The sequence below is a fragment of the Streptomyces bicolor genome (assembly GCF_000719285.1).
GTDB classification, from domain to species: Bacteria; Actinomycetota; Actinomycetes; order Streptomycetales; family Streptomycetaceae; genus Streptomyces; species Streptomyces bicolor.
Window position 1 is genome coordinate 48,616 of sequence record NZ_JOFS01000024.1, and the last position, 16,823, is coordinate 65,438.

Annotated in this window: 21 protein-coding genes; 6 read left to right on the plus strand and 15 right to left on the minus strand. The window is 69.4% G+C overall.

What is annotated here, in order from left to right; translation table 11 throughout:
- Positions 1–7: 7 nt before the first annotated feature.
- From IF78_RS0128470 to IF78_RS0128485, 4 genes are all read right to left on the minus strand, one after another.
- Positions 8–340, minus strand: coding sequence for a DUF3817 domain-containing protein (locus tag IF78_RS0128470; protein WP_031485721.1), 333 nt, complete (start codon positions 338–340; stop codon positions 8–10).
- Between the two features lie 59 nt (positions 341–399).
- Entirely contained in the window at positions 400–909 is a 510-nt protein-coding gene (locus tag IF78_RS0128475) for a MarR family winged helix-turn-helix transcriptional regulator (protein ID WP_031485723.1), read from the minus strand.
- 63 nt (positions 910–972) lie between these two features.
- A complete protein-coding gene (locus IF78_RS0128480; RefSeq protein WP_031485725.1) occupies positions 973–1,278 on the minus strand; it encodes an antibiotic biosynthesis monooxygenase family protein in 306 nt (101 codons plus the stop codon).
- Between the two features lie 11 nt (positions 1,279–1,289).
- Entirely contained in the window at positions 1,290–2,558 is a 1,269-nt protein-coding gene (locus tag IF78_RS0128485) for a cytochrome P450 family protein (RefSeq protein ID WP_031485727.1), read from the minus strand.
- A 157-nt stretch (positions 2,559–2,715) separates the two neighbouring features.
- Between IF78_RS0128485 and IF78_RS0128490 the strand changes: the two genes are divergently transcribed.
- Complete coding sequence (locus IF78_RS0128490) at positions 2,716–4,347, plus strand: FAD-dependent oxidoreductase (RefSeq protein WP_031485729.1); 1,632 nt, start codon at positions 2,716–2,718, stop codon at positions 4,345–4,347.
- An 81-nt stretch (positions 4,348–4,428) separates the two neighbouring features.
- Positions 4,429–5,406, plus strand: coding sequence for an amidohydrolase family protein (locus IF78_RS0128495; protein ID WP_037641465.1), 978 nt, complete (start codon positions 4,429–4,431; stop codon positions 5,404–5,406).
- 74 nt (positions 5,407–5,480) lie between these two features.
- On the opposite strand, the gene IF78_RS0128500 is transcribed toward IF78_RS0128495, so the two are convergent.
- From IF78_RS0128500 to IF78_RS0128540, 9 genes are all read right to left on the minus strand, one after another.
- A complete protein-coding gene (locus tag IF78_RS0128500; protein WP_031485734.1) occupies positions 5,481–5,804 on the minus strand; it encodes a TcmI family type II polyketide cyclase in 324 nt (107 codons plus the stop codon).
- Positions 5,789–6,247 carry an SRPBCC family protein gene (locus IF78_RS0128505; RefSeq protein WP_031485736.1) on the minus strand — a complete coding sequence of 153 codons (459 nt, stop codon included), beginning with the start codon at positions 6,245–6,247 and terminating at the stop codon, positions 5,789–5,791. The genes IF78_RS0128500 and IF78_RS0128505 overlap by 16 nt, the downstream gene beginning before the upstream one ends.
- 1 nt (position 6,248) lies before the next feature.
- A complete protein-coding gene (locus IF78_RS0128510) occupies positions 6,249–6,515 on the minus strand; it encodes an acyl carrier protein (RefSeq protein ID WP_031485738.1) in 267 nt (88 codons plus the stop codon).
- Positions 6,516–6,597: 82 nt separating this feature from the next.
- Complete coding sequence (locus tag IF78_RS0128515) at positions 6,598–7,851, minus strand: ketosynthase chain-length factor (RefSeq protein ID WP_031485739.1); 1,254 nt, start codon at positions 7,849–7,851, stop codon at positions 6,598–6,600.
- Positions 7,848–9,116, minus strand: a complete 1,269-nt coding sequence (locus IF78_RS0128520) for a beta-ketoacyl-[acyl-carrier-protein] synthase family protein (protein ID WP_031485741.1) — start codon at positions 9,114–9,116, stop codon at positions 7,848–7,850. Before IF78_RS0128520 ends, IF78_RS0128515 begins: the two co-directional genes overlap by 4 nt.
- Positions 9,113–9,577: a cupin domain-containing protein gene (locus IF78_RS0128525; protein WP_031485743.1), complete on the minus strand. Its 465-nt coding sequence runs from the start codon at positions 9,575–9,577 to the stop codon at positions 9,113–9,115. The genes IF78_RS0128520 and IF78_RS0128525 overlap by 4 nt, the downstream gene beginning before the upstream one ends.
- A 51-nt stretch (positions 9,578–9,628) precedes the next feature.
- Positions 9,629–10,741: a SchA/CurD-like domain-containing protein gene (locus IF78_RS0128530; protein WP_031485745.1), complete on the minus strand. Its 1,113-nt coding sequence runs from the start codon at positions 10,739–10,741 to the stop codon at positions 9,629–9,631.
- Positions 10,742–11,062: 321 nt separating this feature from the next.
- Positions 11,063–11,356 (minus strand): MTH1187 family thiamine-binding protein, encoded by a 294-nt coding sequence (locus IF78_RS0128535; protein ID WP_031485747.1) that lies wholly within the window; start codon positions 11,354–11,356, stop codon positions 11,063–11,065.
- Positions 11,353–11,697: a DUF3817 domain-containing protein gene (locus IF78_RS0128540; protein ID WP_031485749.1), complete on the minus strand. Its 345-nt coding sequence runs from the start codon at positions 11,695–11,697 to the stop codon at positions 11,353–11,355. The genes IF78_RS0128535 and IF78_RS0128540 overlap by 4 nt, the downstream gene beginning before the upstream one ends.
- A 191-nt stretch (positions 11,698–11,888) precedes the next feature.
- Between IF78_RS0128540 and IF78_RS0128545 the strand changes: the two genes are divergently transcribed.
- The 4 genes from IF78_RS0128545 to IF78_RS0128560 all read left to right on the plus strand — a co-directional run bounded on the left by IF78_RS0128545 (position 11,889) and on the right by IF78_RS0128560 (position 14,556).
- Positions 11,889–12,521 carry an AIM24 family protein gene (locus tag IF78_RS0128545; protein WP_031485751.1) on the plus strand — a complete coding sequence of 211 codons (633 nt, stop codon included), beginning with the start codon at positions 11,889–11,891 and terminating at the stop codon, positions 12,519–12,521.
- Between the two features lies 1 nt (position 12,522).
- Positions 12,523–13,173: an AIM24 family protein gene (locus IF78_RS0128550; protein WP_031485753.1), complete on the plus strand. Its 651-nt coding sequence runs from the start codon at positions 12,523–12,525 to the stop codon at positions 13,171–13,173.
- Entirely contained in the window at positions 13,170–13,967 is a 798-nt protein-coding gene (locus IF78_RS0128555) for an AIM24 family protein (protein ID WP_031485755.1), read from the plus strand. Before IF78_RS0128550 ends, IF78_RS0128555 begins: the two co-directional genes overlap by 4 nt.
- Before the next feature lie 112 nt (positions 13,968–14,079).
- Positions 14,080–14,556 (plus strand): MarR family winged helix-turn-helix transcriptional regulator, encoded by a 477-nt coding sequence (locus IF78_RS0128560; protein WP_031485757.1) that lies wholly within the window; start codon positions 14,080–14,082, stop codon positions 14,554–14,556.
- Positions 14,557–14,584: 28 nt separating this feature from the next.
- On the opposite strand, the gene IF78_RS0128565 is transcribed toward IF78_RS0128560, so the two are convergent.
- Both IF78_RS0128565 and IF78_RS0128570 read right to left on the minus strand, forming a co-directional pair.
- Entirely contained in the window at positions 14,585–16,033 is a 1,449-nt protein-coding gene (locus IF78_RS0128565; RefSeq protein WP_031498525.1) for a sensor histidine kinase, read from the minus strand.
- Positions 16,030–16,698, minus strand: coding sequence for a response regulator transcription factor (locus tag IF78_RS0128570; RefSeq protein ID WP_031485761.1), 669 nt, complete (start codon positions 16,696–16,698; stop codon positions 16,030–16,032). Before IF78_RS0128570 ends, IF78_RS0128565 begins: the two co-directional genes overlap by 4 nt.
- Positions 16,699–16,823: the final 125 nt, after the last annotated feature.

A 16,823-nucleotide genomic window follows, 5' to 3' on the forward strand; every position in this document is an offset into this window, starting at 1 on the left:
GGCTCCGTCAGGCCTTGGCGACGGCCGGTTCCGGCCCGCTGACCAGGGGCTCGACCGTGCGGGTGACCTTGCGCTCGACGAAGAACGCGGCGAACGGAATCGTCCCGGAGAGCAGCACCCACAGCAGCTTGCCGAACGACCACTTGGCCTTGGAGCCGAGGTCGAAGGCGAACACCAGGTAGATGATGTAGAGGAAGCCGTGGACCTGGGAGACGGCGAAGGTGACGTCCTCGCCCATGTCGAAGCCGTACTTGAACACCATGCAGGTGCACAGCACGAGCAGCATGACGGCGGTGACGTAGGCCATCACCCGGTAGCGGGTCAGGACGCTCTTTTTCATGCGTACGAGCGTAACCACCCGTTCCGGGAGAACTTGCCCGGGGCCCGGGGTCGCGCGGGTCAGCTCTCCTCGAAGTCGTGTGCCGCCACCCTGAGCGGGCGCAGCATCGCGAAGATCTCCGCGCACTCCTCGGCGTCGTAGACCCCTAGCCCGAAGTCCATCGCCATCAGGTCGCGGGTGGCCGCGTCGACCACCTCGCGGCCCTTGTCGGTGATGGAGGCGAGCGTGCCGCGTCCGTCGTTCGGGTTGGGCCGCTTGTCCACCAGGCCGGACTTCACCAGCCGGTCGACGGTGTTGGTCACCGACGTCGGGTGCACCATGAGCCGCTCGCCGATCTTGGACATCGGCAGCTCGCCGGCCTTGGAGAAGTTGAGCAGCACCAGCGCCTCGTACCGCGCGAACGTCAGCCCGTACGGCTTGACCACCGCGTCGACCTCGGCGAGCAGGATCTGCTGGGCGCGCATGATCGAGGTGATGGCGGCCATGGACGGCACGTTGCCCCAGCGCTGCTTCCAGAGTTCGTCGGCGCGGGCGATGGGGTCGAAGGGAAGACTGAGCGGCTTCGGCACGGAACCGACCTTACCGGCCGGTCACATGCCGGTCAGCCCTGTCTCGTCTTTCGGTCTCCCCCTCTATTTCTCCGCCGTCTCCCGCACCTGGAAGACCGCCGTCCACCGGTCGTCGTGCAAGCAGGCGTTCATCGGCTCGACCAGGACCTGGTGATCGGGGTCGGACCGCCACCGCTTGACGGACTCCAGGCTCTCCCACTCGCTGGTGAGCAGCCATTGAGTGGGGTTCTCGATCGAGCGGCACAGCTGTTCGCCCAGGTGGCCGGGGAAGCGCAGGGCGCGTTCTCGTACGCCCTGGTAGGACTCCACGAAGTCCGCCTCCTTCCCCTCTTGGACGTTCAGCAGCCGAATGACGCGTACGCGTTCCATGGGTGCTTCCGTCAGGACGGGTCGAGGAGGACGGGAAGTTCCGCGAGCCCGCGGAAGGCGGGGAACGGCACCGTCATCCAGCGCGCGTCCTCCGGCGCCACGGCCAGGGCCATGTCCGGGTACCGCCTGAACAGCGTGCCGAGCGCGATCTGCATCTCCAGCCGGGCCAGCGGTGCGCCGGCGCAGTAGTGCGGGCCGTAGCCGAAGGCGAGATGCGTGGCCTGGACGTTCGGGCGCTGGACGTCCATCTCGTTGGGCTCGGCGAACATCTCCGGGTCGCGGTTGGCCCCGGCGATCGAGATCTGGACGAGCGCACCCTTGGGGATGAGCTGGTCGCGGATCACGATGTCCTCCTTCGCCCAGCGGAAGGTGGAGTTCTCCACGGAGGTCTCGAACCGGAAGATCTCCTCGATGGCCGCGGCCATGGCGGCCGCGTCCCGGAGTGCCAGCCGCTTCTGGTCCGGCCGGCTGAGCAGGTGGTAGACGCTGTTGCCGATCTGGTACGCCGTCGTCTTGTGGCCCGCGAAGAGGAGCACCCACGCCGTCGACACGAGTTCGTGGTCGTTGAGCGAGCCCCCCTGGTCCTGGGCCGTGACCAGTGCGCTGAGCAGGCCCGAGTCCGGCTCCTTCCGCTTGCGCGCGCAGAGGTCCACGAGATAGTCGCGCAGATTCCCCTCGGCGATTTCGAGCGCTTTTCTGGCCTCCGGCCCAAAACCGGTCTGCGCGACCGTAGCCGACCATTCCTGAGCCTGTTTGCGCTCGTTTTTCGGGACGCCCAGGAGTTCACAGATCACCTGCAGCGGCAGCGGGAAACAGAACTCCGGGAGGAGATTGACCGGACCCGACGTAGAGCATTCGTCCAGCAGCTCGTCGGTGATCTGCTGGACGCGTGGACGCAGCGATTCCACCCTTTTCGGAGTGAACGTGTTGCCGACGATCCTGCGCAGCCTCGTGTGTTTCGGCGGGTCCGAGAACAGCATGTTGTCGTCCAGCGCGATCGACGAGTCACCGAAAATGCGGTGGTAGGCGTCGATGGCGCCGTACATGTCCTTGCTCAGCCGGGGGTCGGCCAGCGCGGCGCGCGCGTCGTCGTACCGCGTGATCAGGTACGTCTCCACGCCGTGCGGGGGCGACAGCGGGCACACGGGCGCCGATTCCCGCAGCGTGGCGTAGACGGGATGCGGGTTGGCGCGGAACTCCCGGCTGCACGACGAGGCCGCGGCCGCGGCTTCTTCGGGCGACAGTGCCTCGGATTCCTCGGATGCGAACGCTTGCGTCATGGCTGTCCCCGGGTAGGCGTGGATTCCGGCGGTCGGATTCCGTCGGTCAGTGCCACAGTTTCCCGGTCGGCACCTCGCCGCAAACGGCACTGCGCCAAATGGGTCGGGTCGCCGTACGACGTGTGGACCGGAGGCCGACCTGGTAAACATCGTCGACGTGAGTGGACACGAAGCGGAATCGGTACCAGTTCTCATCGTCGGCGGATCCCTGGTGGGTCTTTCCACTTCGGTTTTCCTGGGGCGCCATGGAATTGAGCACATGCTCGTCGAGCGGCATGCCGGGACATCGACGCACCCGCGTGGCCGTGGCAACAATCTACGCACCATGGAGATTTTCCGGACCGCCGGCCTGGAGTCCCGTATTCGGGAGGCAGCGGGTGTTCTCGCCGGAAACGACGGCATCCTCCAGGTGGACACCCTCACCGGGGAGCAGCGCCGCTGGATCATCGGGGACATCTCCGGCGGCATGGACATCTCCCGGGTCAGCTCCTCGGACTGGTGCCTGTGCAGCCAGAACGATCTCGAGCCCGTCCTGCTGAACTACGCCCGCGACCAGGGCGCCGACATCCGCTTCGGCTCGGAGATGCTCTCCTTCGAGGACACCGGGGACGGCGTGCGGGCCCAGATCATGCGCCGGGACACCGGTGAGACGTACACCGTGCACGCCGACTTCCTGGTGGCCGCCGACGGCCCACGGAGCCCCATCCGCGGTCAGCTCGGGATCGGCCAGTCAGGGCCGGGCGAGCTGTTCCACAACGTCAGCGTCACGTTCCGGAGCAGGGCGCTGAAGAACCACGTCGGAGAGAAACGATTCGTCGTCTGTTACGTCACCAACCCCGAGGGCGAGGGTGCCCTGCTGCCGGTGGACAACGAGGAACGGTGGGTGATCCACGTTCCCTGGTACCCCGACCGGGGCGAGGCCCTGGAGGACTTCACCGACGACAGGCTGGCGGCCCACATCCGCGCCGCCGTCGGCGTCACGGACATCGACGTCGAGATCACCGGGAAGGCACCCTGGCACGCCTCGAAGCGGGTCGCGGACAGCTACGGCGCGGGCCGGGTCTTCCTGGCCGGCGACTCGGCCCACGAGATGCCGCCCACCGGGGCGTTCGGCTCCAACACCGGCATCCAGGACGCCCACAACCTCGCCTGGAAGCTGGCCTCGGTGATCCGCGGCTGGGCCGGCCTGCCGCTCCTCGAGTCCTACGAGCGGGAACGCCGGCCCGTGGCCCTCGCGACCGGCACACGCGCGTGCGTCCAGGCGGCCGACGAGCAGCACCCGGGATTCAGTCCCGACGCGGGGCGCAACGACGACCCGGCGGACCTGCTGACCGTCGCCCTCTGCTACCGGTACGCGTCGAACGCCGTGGTGGGTGCCTCACCCGAGCAGCCGATCGTCCCGGACTCCTTCCAGCTCGGCGGCGAACCGGGGAGCCGTGCGCCCCATATGTGGGTCATGCGAGGCGCCGGCCGGATCTCCACGCTCGATCTGTACGAGCGTTCCTACGTGCTGCTCGCCGGGTCCGGCGGGCAGAAGTGGCGCAGCGCGGTGGAGAAGGCATCCCGGAACCTGGGCGTCCCGGTCGAGGCGTATCTCGTGGGAACGGGTGCCGATCACGACCTCGTCCCCGAACGGGACGCCGACTGGGCTGAGCTGCACGGCACGGCCGAGGACGGTGCCGTCCTGGTCCGCCCGGACGGCTTCGTCGCCTGGCGCGCGGACGCCGCGATGCCGGACGCCGACCGCGTCCTGACGAACGTGCTGCAGACGGTGCTCTGCCGCGACTGAACTCCCGCTCCCCTTCTGAACAAGCCATGCCTTTCTGAAACAAGCCATGCCTTCCGGCCAACCCACATCGAGGACGTTGTTATGACCCCTGTCGGACGCGTCGACGTCCACCACCACTTCACCGCGCCCACCTGGCTCGACTGGGCCGAGGAACACGGCGTGGTCAACCGCGAGAAGCTGCCCTGGTGGACGCGCTGGGACCTGGACTCGGCACTGGAGGTCATGGACAAGACGGGCATCGGCACCTCCGTCATGACCGTCGCGATGCTCGGCCGGTTCCGTTCGCGTGTCCAGCGCCAGGAGAGCGCCCGGGTCGCCCTGCGCGCGGCCGCCGACGTCGTCGAGAGCAACCCCGGGCGGTTCGCCTTCTTCACCCCCGTCTTCCTCGACGACCTGGAACTCTCGTCATGGAGCGTCCGGTACGGCATCGACGAACTCGGTGCCGTCGGGGTGAGCACGAGAACGAGCGTGGACGGCGCGGTCCTCGGGGACAAGTCGCACGACCGCCTCCTGCAGGAGCTGAACGAACGGTCCGCCGTCATCAGCACGCACCCCATGGAGGTGCCGGCCGCGAAGGACGGCGGGGCACTGCCGGGCATGCCGCCCTTCGTGTGCGACTTCCTGATGGACACGACCCGCGCGGCCATCAACCTCATCAGGAACGGCACCCTGGACCGCTACCCGAACCTCAGCTTCATCCTCCCGCACGGCGGCGGCTTCCTCCCCTACATGGCCACCCGACTGGAACTCTTCGGAGGGCGGATCACCCCGGAGATCGATCCCGGCCGGGTCCGCGACTACCTGCACCGGTTCTACTTCGACACGGCGGGCCCCATGTCCCCCTCGGCCACACCCACGCTGCTGGCGACGGTCGACCCCGCCCGCATCCTCTTCGGCACCGACTGGCCGCCCACCCCCGCCCATGTCATCGCCGACAAGGTGACGCCCGCGCTGGACAGCGATCCTTGTCTCTCGGAGCACCACCTCCGAGGCATCAACCGGCTGAACGCGCTCCGGCTCATGCCGGCACTCGCCGCCCGTGACCGGCTGACCGGCTGACCGGCTGACACATGACCGGCTGACACGAAAGCCGCCGCCCGCGCTTCGTCAGCGCGCGCGGCGGCCTTCTTCGTTCAGTCCCGCTCCCAGTGGTAGAAGCACCGCGCCATCGCGTCCTTCGGACTCCGCCAGGTCTCCGGGTCGTACGGGCTGACGAACGCCTCGAGCCGCCTGCTGATGTCGACGAACTCGGGGTGCCCGGCCACCTTCGCGATGGCGGGCCCCGGGTCCTGCTCCGCCTCGATGAAGTGCATGTACACATCGCCGAACTGGAACAGGGACCGCTGGGTCACCCCGACGAGGTGCGGGAGTTCGCCGCGGTCGGAGTTCGCGAAGACGCCGGCGATGTCCTTGGCCGACTGCGGGGCCATCCTGGCGACGATCAGCGCGTGGTGCATGCGGCCTCCTCGACGCGGTCGCGGATGAGGGCCATCTGGATGGGCGAGTTGCGGTTGATGTTGTCCGTCATCCAGGCGTCGTCGACCGGGGCGTCGGGCTTCATGGCGAAGTCCTGCGTCCAGTGCATCCGGGTGCCGTCGGGAGTCTCCTCGTACTCCCACACGATGTTCATGTACTCGAAGGGGCCGGTCTCGACCCTGCGGGCACGCACGATGAGCTTCTCGCGGTCGGCGGTCCGTTCCGAGACCCAGCTCCACACCTTGCCGTTCTCGTCGGGATGCATGGTCAGCCGGAAGGTCACGGTGTCGCCCTCGCGGGACAGGACCTCGCAGGAGGCGTACTCGCTGAACAGCTGGGGCCACCTCTCCAGGTCGTTCGTCATGTCCCAGACGAGGTCGAGGGGTGCGGCGATGGTGATCTCGTTCTCGGTGTGTCCTGCCACCTCATGCTCCTGTCGTGAGTGCGCCGTTGACGAGGTCGAGGAAGGCGCGGGGGCTCTTGCAGCGCTCCGCGTCGGTGGGCAGCGGCCGGCCGTACCGGTTCTCCAGCTCGCCCACGATGCCGAGGAGGCCGAGCGAGTCCAGTCCGAAATCGGCGAAGGGGGCGTCCGCCCGGCTCGCGAGGTCGTGCGGGTCGACGGTCACGCCGGCGGCCTTCTTCATCAGCGAGGCCAGTTCCTCGACGGTCAACTGGGTTATTTCGGTGGTCATACGGGTTCTCCTTGTCGTACAGGTGCGGAGGTGGTGCCTCCGGGCCGGCGCCCGTCCACGGCGTCGGCCGGGGGCACGCGTATTAGGCGGCGGATCCGGGCCCGCGACGCAGGACGAGCGCCGAGTTGGAGCCCATGAGCCCCCGGCTGAGGATCAGGGCCGTGCGCAGTTCGGCCGGGCGGGCCGTGGAGGTCACCAGATCGATGTCGTGGCAGACGTCGAAGACGCCCGGCGTCGGGGGAATCTGCCCGTGCTCCATGGCGAGCACCGCGGCGGCGATGTCCAGCAGGGGTGCCCCGCAGTAGGACCGGCCGATGCCGGCCTTGGGGGCCGTGACGGGCACTCGGGTGCCGTGCGGGCCGAGGGCGTCGGCGAGGGCGAGCGCCTCGGCGCGGTCCGCCTCCGGTACCCCCATCGCGTCGGCGAAGACGACGTCCACCTCCTCCGGCGCGCAGCCGGCCTCGTCGAGCGCGCCCTTGATGGCCTGCGCGAGCCCCTCCCGTGACCGGTCCCAGCGCGAGGCGCCGGTGAAGGTGGCGGCGTGACCCGCCACCGTGGCCCGGACGGCCGCGCCCCGGCGCTGTGCCCGCCCCAGGTCCTCGACGATGAGTACGGCCCCGCCCTCCGCGGGCACGAAGCCGCAGGCCGCCGAGGTGAAGGGGCGGTAGGCGCGGGCCGGGTCCTCGACGGTGCTGAGTTCGCGGTACCCGAGCTGGCAGACCGCCGAGTAGGGGGCGAGCGGCGCCTCGGCCGCCCCGACCACGATCACGTCCGTTCCCCGCCGTACGGCCTGGGCGGCGAGCGCGACGGCGTCCAGGCCGCCGGCCTCGTCGCTGGCCACCACCCCGCAGGGGCCCTTGAAGCCCTTGCGGATGGATATCTGGCCGGTGCTGGCGGCGTAGAACCAGGCGATGGACTGGTAGGGCCCGACGAACCGGGAGCCCTGCCCCCACAGTTTCTGCAGTTCCCGCTGCCCGAACTCGCCGCCGCCGGAGCCGGCCGCGGTGACCACGCCGACGGAGTACGGCGAGTCGGCGGCGCTGCTGCTCAGCCCTGCGTCCTGCAGGGCGGCGTCGGCGGCGGCCAGGGCGTAGTGGGTGAAGCGGTCGGTCTGGACGAGGAAGGTCTCCTCGATGAGCGCCGACGGGTCGAATCCCCGGACCTCGCCGGCGACGCGGAGCGGGAGGTGCTCGCAGCCCTCCCGGGTTATTCGGTCGAGGACGCTCGCTCCTTCCTTGACGGACTTCCAGTAGGTCTCCGTGTGCTGGCCGTTGGGCGCGACCACGCCGATGCCCGTGACGGCGGTGTGCCGGGGACGTATGCCACTCTCACTCATCGATTCCTCCCACTCGGCCCCGTCAGAAGCACCGCGGACTGGAACCCGCCGAAGCCGCTGCCCACGGAGAGCACGTTGTCGAGCCGGCGGGAGCGTGCGGTTCGCGGTACGTAGTCCAGGTCGCACTCGGGGTCCGGGGTCTCGTAGTTCGCCGTGGGCGGGACCACCTGGCGGGCCAGGGCGAGGACGCAGGCGACGACCTCGATCGCGCCGATCGCGCCGAGCGAATGGCCCACCATGGACTTGATCGAGCTCATGGGCGTGTCGTAGGCGTGGGCACCCAGGGACTTCTTGACCGCGGCGGTCTCGTGCCGGTCGTTCTGCCGGGTGCCCGAGCCGTGCGCGTTGACGTAGTCGATGTCGGTGGGGTTCACGCGCGCGTGGTCGAGGGCGACGTCGATGGCCCGGGCCATCTCCAGGCCCTCACCGGTCAGACCGGTCATGTGGTAGGCGTTGCCGAAGGTGGCGTAGCCGCCGATCTCGCAGTAGACGTGCGCTCCGCGCGCGCGGGCGTGCTCCAGTTCCTCCAGTACGAGTACGGCGGCGCCCTCGCCCATGACGAATCCGTCGCGATGGGCGTCGAAGGGCCGGGAGGCGTGCTCCGGGTCGTCGTTGTTGGGTGACGTGGCCTTGATGGCGTCGAAACAGGCCATGGTGATCGGGGAGATCGGCGAGTCCGACGCCCCGGCGATGCAGATGTCGGCGCGGCCCTCCTCGATGGTGTGGAAGGCGTAGCCCACCGCGTCGAGCCCGGAGGTGCAGCCGGTGGAGACGGTCTGCACCGGCCCCTGGGCGCCGAACCGTTCGGCGACGTCCGCCGCGAGCGTGCTCGGCGAGAACGCCCGGTGCAGTTCCGGTTCGGCGGCGCGGTGGTCGACGTCCCAGCGTTTGCCCCGTTCGCTGACCAGGACGTAGTCGTGCTCCAGCCGGGTCGTGCCGCCCACCGCGCTGCCCAGGGACACGGCCACGCGCCAGGGGTTCTCCTCGGCGAAGCAGACACCGCTGTCGGTGACGGCCTCGGTCGCGGCGACCAGGGCGAACTGTATGTAGCGGTCGGCTCGTTCGGCCTGCTCGGGGTCGAGGCCGCGGGCGAGCGGGTCGAAGTCGCACTCGGCGGCGATGCGGGAGCGCAGTCCCTCGGGGTCGAAGAGAGTGATGCCCCGTGTCGCGGTACGGCCGCTCGAGAGGAGGTCCCAGAACGCGGGCACCCCGATTCCTCCCGGAGCGACCACGCCTATGCCGGTGACCGCCACCCGCCGGCTCACGACAGGACCCCCGGTCGTTCGGGCTGCCCGCCCTCCTCCTGGACGAGCGGGTAGGCCTTGACGTCGTCGCTGATCTCCGGGGCCTCGGTGTCGACATGGCCGAGGCTGGGCTTCGGTGCGAGCGGGCCCAGGTGGAAGACCATCCGTGCCTCCTCGTCACCGACGTTGCGGAAGCGGTGCCGCATGTTGATCGGGATCATCAGGCCCTGGTCGGAGCGGAGCGGAAACGTTTCTCCGTCCAGGTCGACCTCCAGCCTGCCCTCGACCACGTACACGAACTCCTCGGAGTACGGGTGGTAGTGCTCGCTGATGCGTTCGCCGGGCCGCATGATGGCCAGGCCCATGAACCCGCTCGTGGCACCCACCGTGACAGGGGTGAGCAACGTGCGCAGGTCGCCCCCGCGCTTGCGGTTGGGCTCGATCTCTCGGATGTCCACGACGCGCGGGCGCATCTTGTCCATGGTCTGTCTCCAGGTCGGTCGATGGGGTGTTGGTCCCTCAGGGCCTGTCGGTCAGGCCTGCTCGGCGGCCCTGCGGTCGGTGATCAGGCTCATGTCGGCGTGCGCCAGGAGACGGGTCGCCTCCCGCTCGCCGGTGAGCGGTCCCGCCACGCCGAGTGCGGCGCCGTCCAGCAGACGGGCCAGCACGGCGGGCTTCCTCGGGCCATGGATGCCGAGCGCCATGACCGGGTCGGTCTCGGGATCACCCCGTACGTCGATGAGACGGACGACGATGTCCTCGCGCTGGAAGACGGTGCTGCGGTGCACGGGGCCGGCCGGGTCGGCCGCCGCGGTCTCGTCCTGCTTGGAGAGCAACCGGGCCAGCGCCATGCCGCAGCCCGGGCGGGCCGGGTAGTACAGGGCGTGCCGCGTGATGTCGTCCGGTTCCGGTCCGCCGCGTGCCACGTGGTGCACGGGCGGCATGGCGGCGCGGGCGAAGAAGGCCCGCGCGGACTCGGGGTCCGACAGGTCCCGGCGCTGTTCCAGATGCGGGTTGAGAGCCTCCTCGACGGCCCGCACCTCCGGCTGGCGCGAGACGTGGCGCAGGGCCGCCATCAGGTCGCCCTCCACCTCGACGGTGCGCACGACCCGGTTGCCGTGCATGAACAGGGTGGTGCGGCGCAGGCTCGTGGAGTCGTCGACGCGGGCCTGGGGCGGGGCGTACCCGGCGAGGATCTCCGCGACCTTGGACTCGGAGCCGGGCTTGACGGTGAAGGTCAGGGCGTGGCGCGTGACCCCGTCGCCGACCCGCACGGCCGCCTGCAGTCCACCGATGCCCGGGCGGGCGCCGCCGGTCTCGCGGACGATGCCGTAGCGCATCGACCTCAGTTCGCGGACGCACTTCTGCAGGGGCTTGACCGTGTCGAAGTGCTCTTCACTGTTCACCCAGGCGAGGTACGGCGGGGCGGTCGCCCACTCGCTCGTGATGAGCCACTGGTTCGGGTTCTCCAGGGACTGGCACAACTGGTCACCGAGGTGACCGGGGACCGACGCGACTCGGTCACGCATCTGCTCGTAGGCGTCGAGGAACTCTTGCTGGGCACCTTCGTGGAGATCGACGAGCAGGGTGACGCGCATCCTGGAGCCGTCGAACGCCGACTGGGATGTGTAGGGCGAAGTGGTCATCCGGCAGACCCTTCCTTCGCGGGAGCAAGCGGCGGCCGTCCCTGTCCACCAGCGCGAACGCGGGTTCGGCCCTGAGCCTTCATCGTGGGTCAGGGCCCCGGGCTCCGCGAGCCGCAGCGGCCAATTGAGGGATCTGCCGGTCGGACGCGTCGGAAGGCGTGTGCGGCAGCGGCGACTTGACTCACCCTCGCAAAGGGTTCTCGCCCCGTGCGGTGGCCGGGCGGCGAACCGAAGTACCCCTTCGCCGGACGGAGTTGGACACGACAACGCGCCGGGGCGGACGTACGGCTTGCGTACGTCCGCCCCGGCGCGTGCCACTGCCTATGGGGCCAGATGCCGCTCCACGGTCTCCACCTTGGAGGTGAGACCGTCGGTCACGCCGGGCCTGATGTCCGCCTTGAGCACCAGCGACACCCGGGGCGCCCGCTCCTCGACGACCGCGACGGCGCGCTTGACTACGTCCATGACCTCGTCCCAGTCGCCCTCGACGGAGGTGAACATCGCGTCGGTGCGGTGGGGCAGACCCGACTCGCGGACCACCCGGACGGCGTCGGCGACGTACTCCCCCACGTCCTCGCCGACGCCGAGCGGCGTCACGGAAAACGCGACGATCATGCGTTGACCTTGCCTTCCCGGCGGGCGCGGGCGGCGATGACCGCGTCCTCGGCCTCGCGCTTGAGCTTGCGGTCGGCAAAGAAGCCGCCGGTCGGGAGGACGGAGAGGACGAAGTAGATCGCCGCCGTCTTCTTGGACCACTTGGTGCGGTTCCAGGCGTCCGCCCAGAAGATCACGTACAGGATGAAGAGAACGCCGTGGATCATGCCCATCGGCCGGACGGCGTCGAACTCGGTGGTCCGCTTCAGCACCGAGCAGACGAGCAGGATCAGGAACGACACCGCCTCTGGGGCCGAGACGAGACGGAGGCGGCGGAGGGCGGTGGCGGTCTTGATGTCCACGGGTCACCTTCGGTGGGGTTCGGTGGGAGTGACGTCGGTCGGCTCGGCTCAGCTTGTGAACGGGGGCACAAGCGCTCGCCCATTGTGGCAAATGCCGGGGGGTGGGTGTGGCTCGGGGTCCCGTCAGGGGTGAAGTCCACCTACGGGATCTGTTGGCGGCAGGCACCTGCGGTTACCTTCGCTGCGTGGCGATGTTCCGACTTCAGGGCAGCAAGGTGCTCGCCGTCGACATGACCGGGGACGCCGTGAAGGCGAAGAACGGCTCGATGGTCGCGTACGACGGGCAGATGGCCTTCAAGAAGATGAGCGGCGGCGGTGAGGGCCTCAGGGGCATGGTGACCCGGCGCCTCACCGGCGAGCAGATGACGATGATGGAGGTGAAGGGGCACGGGACGTGCTGGTTCGCGGACCGCGCCTCCGAGATCAACCTCGTGAGCCTCCAGGGCGACAAGCTCTACGTCGAGTCGAGCAACCTGCTCGCGACCGACGCCGGCTTGCGCACCGGCACGTCCTTCACGGGCATGCGCGGCGCCTCCCAGGGCAACGGGCTGTTCACGACCACCGTCGAGGGGCACGGACAGGCGGCGATCATGTCGGACGGGCCGGCCGTGGTGCTGCGGGTCAGCTCGCAGTACCCGCTGACCGTCGACCCGGGGGCGTATGTGGCCCATCAGGGGAACCTGCGGCAGTCCTTCCAGTCCGGTGTGACGTTCCGCACGCTCATGGGCGAGGGCGGCGGCGAGGCGTTCCAGATCCGGTTCGAGGGGGACGGGCTGGTGTACGTACAGCCGAGCGAGCGGAACACGATCGCGGGGGATGTGTGACATGGGCTTCCGCGAGATCAACTCCAAGATGGTCGAGGCCACGGTGATGCCCGGGCAGCGGCTGTTCAGCCAGCGCGGCGCGATGCTCGCCTACCAGGGCGAGGTGTCCTTCACCCCGAACACGGCCGGCGGCCAGGGCGGCCTCATGTCGATGATCGGGCGCCGGGTGGCGAACGAGGACACCCCGCTGATGACCGTCGAGGGCAGCGGCACGGTCCTCTTCGGGCACGGCGGCCACCACGTCCAGGTGATCAACCTCTCCGGCGACACCCTGTGCGTCGAGGCGGACCGCCTCCTCGCCTTCGAGGGCACCCTCCAGCAGGGCACGATGTTCCTCGGCTCGCAGGGCGGGGTGATGGGCATGGTCCGGGGGCAGATCAGCGGGCAGGGCCTGTTCACGACCACCCTCAAGGGGCACGGGGCGGTGGCCGTGATGGCGCACGGCGGCGTCTTCGAGATCCCGATCACCCCGCAGCGCCCCGTCCATGTCGACCCCCAGGCCTATGTCGCCCACCACGGTGACGTACGCAACAAGCTGTCCACCGCCCTGGGCTGGCGCGACATGGTGGGCCGCGGCTCCGGCGAGGCCTTCCAGCTGGAGCTCAGCGGCAATGGTGCGGTGTACGTCCAGGCGTCGGAGGAGAAGCTGTGAGCCACTACCCGGGCGCGGGTCCCACCGTGTACGACCCCATGACGCTGCCCTCCGACGACAACGTCAACGCTTACACCTTCTGCGTGGAGCTCAAGGGGAGCCAGTGGTTCCTGCAGAAGGGGAAGATGATCGCCTACTACGGCCAGATGGAGTTCAACGGCGTCGGGCAGGGGCGACTGGACCGCCTTGTCCGTACGTCCTTTCATTCGCCACTGCACGCGAGCGACTGGGTCGTCGCCGAGGGCTCGGGCAAGATGCTGCTGGCCGACCGGGCCTTCGACGTGAACTCGTACGACCTCGAAGACGGCAATCTGACCATTCGCTCGGGCAACCTGCTCGCTTTTCAGCCAAGTCTCGCGCTCAAGCAATCGATTGTGCCGGGTTTTCTGACCCTCATCGGAACCGGGAAGTTCGTGGCCGCATCTAACGGTCCGGTGGTGTTCATGGAACCCCCGATCCGGGTGGACCCGCAGGCGCTCGTCGGCTGGGCCGACTGCCCGTCGCCGTGTCACCACTACGACCATGGCTACATGACCGGCGTAATGGGCGGTCTACGTGCACTGACGGGCCTCGGAGGGGCCTCCGGAGAGGAGCATCAGTTCGAGTTCGTCGGAGCCGGCACCGTACTGCTCCAGTCGACCGAGACCCTCATGGCCGAGCAGGCCACGGGGGCGGTGCCGCCGGACGCCGGAGTACCCGGTTCCGGCGGGACGCACACAGGCCCTTCACAAGTGGCTGGAGCACAGCGCCTTCCCGGACAGCTGGGAGACCTCCAGCGTCGCTTCGGGCTGTGAGCGGTAGTCTGCGGAGTGTGACATCGAACGTGTGAGCACACAGGCTTCACATGATCGGGTCATAGAAAACCCTCACTAGTTCGCCTTTCAACTTCTTAGGTAGACTTCATTCATGGAGACCGAGACGGCCACGCGCTGGCTGACCGATGCGGAGCAGTGCGCCTGGCGCACCCACCTGGAGGTCAACAGGCTGTTGACGTACCAGCTCGAAAAGGACCTGCAGCCGTTCGGCCTGACAATGAACGACTACGAGATCCTGGTGAATCTCTCCGAGTCGGAGGACGTACGGATGCGGATGAGCGACCTCGCGTCCGCCACCCTCCAGTCCAAGAGCCGCCTCTCCCACCAGATCACCCGGATGGAGAACGCGAACCTGGTCCGGCGTGAGAACTGCGAGTCCGACCGCCGCGGGCTCTACGCGGTCCTCACCGACCACGGCATGGAGACCATGAAGAAGGTCGCGCCGCACCATGTGGCGTCCGTGCGGAGACACTTCATCGACCTGCTGTCCCCCGAGGCCCTGACAGAGCTCGACAAGGGCCTCAAGCCCATCGCGGAGCACCTGCGCGGCCAGCGCGGCCGCCCGTAACCCGGGCGAGTCCAGCGCCTGGCCCGCCCTAGCGAGCCTGCGGCAGGCGGAGTTCGAACAGGGCTCCGCCCGCCGGTGCCCGGCGCACGGTGAGTGTTCCGCCGTGCCGTACGGCGACGTCGCGGGCGATGGCCAGGCCAAGACCGGCGCCGCCGTCGTCGCGGCTGCGGGCCTCGTCGAGCCGTACGAACCGCTCGAAGATCCGCTCCCGGTCGGCCTCGGCCACTCCGTCCCCGTCGTCGGCGACGGCCACGACGGCCCAGGCGCCCTCCCCGGCCCCCCGGCCCCCGTCTCGCCGAACGGTCACGGTGACCGCCGAACGGGCGTGCCGCTCGGCGTTGTCCAGCAGGTTGGTGAGCACCCGGCCCACCTGTCCCCGCGACCCGGCCACGTCCACGTCCTGCGCCTGAACAGTGACGTTCGCCCGCCCCTCGGCCTCCTCGCGGGCCAGCGCCCCGAGGTCGAACCGCGTGTCACTCGGCCGCTCCCCCGCGTCCAGGCGGGCAAGGAGCAGCAGGTCGGCGGCGAGGCCCTGGAGCCGTACGGTGTCCTCCACCGCTCCGTCGAGGTCCAGCAGCTCGGGGTGCGCCGCGCCCACTTCCAGCTGGGTGCGCAGGGAGGCGATCGGGCTGCGCAGTTCGTGCGAGGCGTCGGCGACGAAACGGCGCTGGCGCTCCACGGAGGTCTCCAGGGCGGCCAGCGTCTCGTTGGTGGTGCGGGCGAGCCTGGCCACCTCGTCGTGCGTGTCCGGCACCGGCACACGGCGCGCGAGGTCCTCGGACTGGGTGATCGCGGCCATCTCGGCGCGGATGCCCTCGACGGGGCGCAGGGCGCGCCGGGTGACCAGCCAGGTGACGCCGGCGACGACGGCGAGCAGCAGCGGGAAGCCGATGAGCATGACGGTGAGCGCGGTGTTCACGGCGCTCTGCTCGGCGTCCAGCGAACCTCCGGCGTACACGGTGAGCGGTCCCCTGTCGCCGGCCTCCACCGGGACGGCGGCGAAGCGGTAGTCGGCGGTGTCGCCGTCGATCGTCGCGGAGCCGTCGGAGAACTTGGTCCCCTCGCCGATCTCGCCGGCCTTCCCGGCGGTGTCGTCGTCCGCGTCGTCGGCGTCGTCGTCGCCTCCGGTGGCGGGCGTGCTGCCGGTGCCTCCGACCTGCGGCCGCGGCTTCACGGCGTCGGTGGCCGTGCCGCTGATGCGCTCCAGGTCGTCGGTCGCCGCGACCAGCGTGCCGTTGGCGTCGACGACCTGGACCGGGCTGTCGTCGTCCATGTCCAGCTGGTCGTACGCCTTCCCGGTGGCGAGCTGGGCGACGACGTTCTGGGCCGTGCGCTCCGCGTCGTTGCCCGCCTGGTCGATCAGGTTGGACCGCAGCGACAGCAGCACCGCCGCGCCCGCAGCGACCAGCGCCACGGCGACGACGAGGGTGGCGCCGAGCGTGGCCCGCGACCGGACCGAGCCGAAGAGCCTTCTCATCGTTCCTTCTCCAGCCGGTACCCGGCGCCGCGCACCGTCCGGATGAGCCCGGCGCGCAGCTTGCGCCGCAGGGTGCTGACGTACACCTCGACGATGTTCGGATCGCCCTCGTATGCGAAGTCCCAGACGTGCTCCAGGATCTCGGACTTGGACACCACCTCGCCGGCCCGCAGCACGAGCTGCTCCAGGACCGCGAACTCCTTGGCGGTGAGGGTCACTTCGTCGTCGCCGAGGAAGACCCGGCGGGCGGCGGTGTCGACCTTCAGGTCACCGTGGACGTGCACCGGCGAGGCCCCGGCGCCCTGTCCCCCGCGCCGCAGCAGCGCCTTCACCCGCGCGACGAGGACGACGTACGAGAACGGCTTGGTGAGGTAGTCGTCGGCGCCGGTGTCCAGCCCCTCCGCCTCGTCGTACTCGCCGTCCTTCGCGGTGAGCATCAGGATCGGCACGTCGTGGCCGGCGGCGCGCAGGGCGGCGCAGACGCGGTAGCCGTTCATGCCGGGCAGCATGATGTCGAGGATCACGAGGTCGTACGACCCCTCGGAGGCCCGGTACAGCCCTTCCCGGCCGTCGTGGACGACGTCCACGGCGTATCCCTCGGCCGTCAGGCCCTTGGCGAGCGACAGGGCGAGCCGCTTTTCGTCCTCCACGATCAACAGGCGCATGCGGAAAGGTTCGCAAAGCGAAGCTGAAGATCTCTTCAGGGGCCTTCAGGTTCCTCTCAGCGTCGGTTCGGCAGATTGATCAGCGTCGCAACGAACCGATGCGAAACCGAACGACTCTGGAGGAA

What these genes read in the sequence shown, in the direction of transcription:
- IF78_RS0128470 (WP_031485721.1), bottom strand. Translation starts at nt 340, where the DNA reads ATGAAAAAGAGCGTCCTGACCCGCTACCGGGTGATGGCCTACGTCACC.
- IF78_RS0128480 (WP_031485725.1), bottom strand. Translation starts at nt 1,278, where the DNA reads ATGGAACGCGTACGCGTCATTCGGCTGCTGAACGTCCAAGAGGGGAAG.
- IF78_RS0128485 (WP_031485727.1), bottom strand. Translation starts at nt 2,558, where the DNA reads ATGACGCAAGCGTTCGCATCCGAGGAATCCGAGGCACTGTCGCCCGAA.
- IF78_RS0128495 (WP_037641465.1), top strand. Translation starts at nt 4,429, where the DNA reads ATGACCCCTGTCGGACGCGTCGACGTCCACCACCACTTCACCGCGCCC.
- IF78_RS0128500 (WP_031485734.1), bottom strand. Translation starts at nt 5,804, where the DNA reads ATGCACCACGCGCTGATCGTCGCCAGGATGGCCCCGCAGTCGGCCAAG.
- IF78_RS0128510 (WP_031485738.1), bottom strand. Translation starts at nt 6,515, where the DNA reads ATGACCACCGAAATAACCCAGTTGACCGTCGAGGAACTGGCCTCGCTG.
- IF78_RS0128515 (WP_031485739.1), bottom strand. Translation starts at nt 7,851, where the DNA reads ATGAGTGAGAGTGGCATACGTCCCCGGCACACCGCCGTCACGGGCATC.
- IF78_RS0128525 (WP_031485743.1), bottom strand. Translation starts at nt 9,577, where the DNA reads ATGGACAAGATGCGCCCGCGCGTCGTGGACATCCGAGAGATCGAGCCC.
- IF78_RS0128530 (WP_031485745.1), bottom strand. Translation starts at nt 10,741, where the DNA reads ATGACCACTTCGCCCTACACATCCCAGTCGGCGTTCGACGGCTCCAGG.
- IF78_RS0128535 (WP_031485747.1), bottom strand. Translation starts at nt 11,356, where the DNA reads ATGATCGTCGCGTTTTCCGTGACGCCGCTCGGCGTCGGCGAGGACGTG.
- IF78_RS0128545 (WP_031485751.1), top strand. Translation starts at nt 11,889, where the DNA reads ATGTTCCGACTTCAGGGCAGCAAGGTGCTCGCCGTCGACATGACCGGG.
- IF78_RS0128550 (WP_031485753.1), top strand. Translation starts at nt 12,523, where the DNA reads ATGGGCTTCCGCGAGATCAACTCCAAGATGGTCGAGGCCACGGTGATG.
- IF78_RS0128560 (WP_031485757.1), top strand. Translation starts at nt 14,080, where the DNA reads ATGGAGACCGAGACGGCCACGCGCTGGCTGACCGATGCGGAGCAGTGC.
- IF78_RS0128565 (WP_031498525.1), bottom strand. Translation starts at nt 16,033, where the DNA reads ATGAGAAGGCTCTTCGGCTCGGTCCGGTCGCGGGCCACGCTCGGCGCC.
- IF78_RS0128570 (WP_031485761.1), bottom strand. Translation starts at nt 16,698, where the DNA reads ATGCGCCTGTTGATCGTGGAGGACGAAAAGCGGCTCGCCCTGTCGCTC.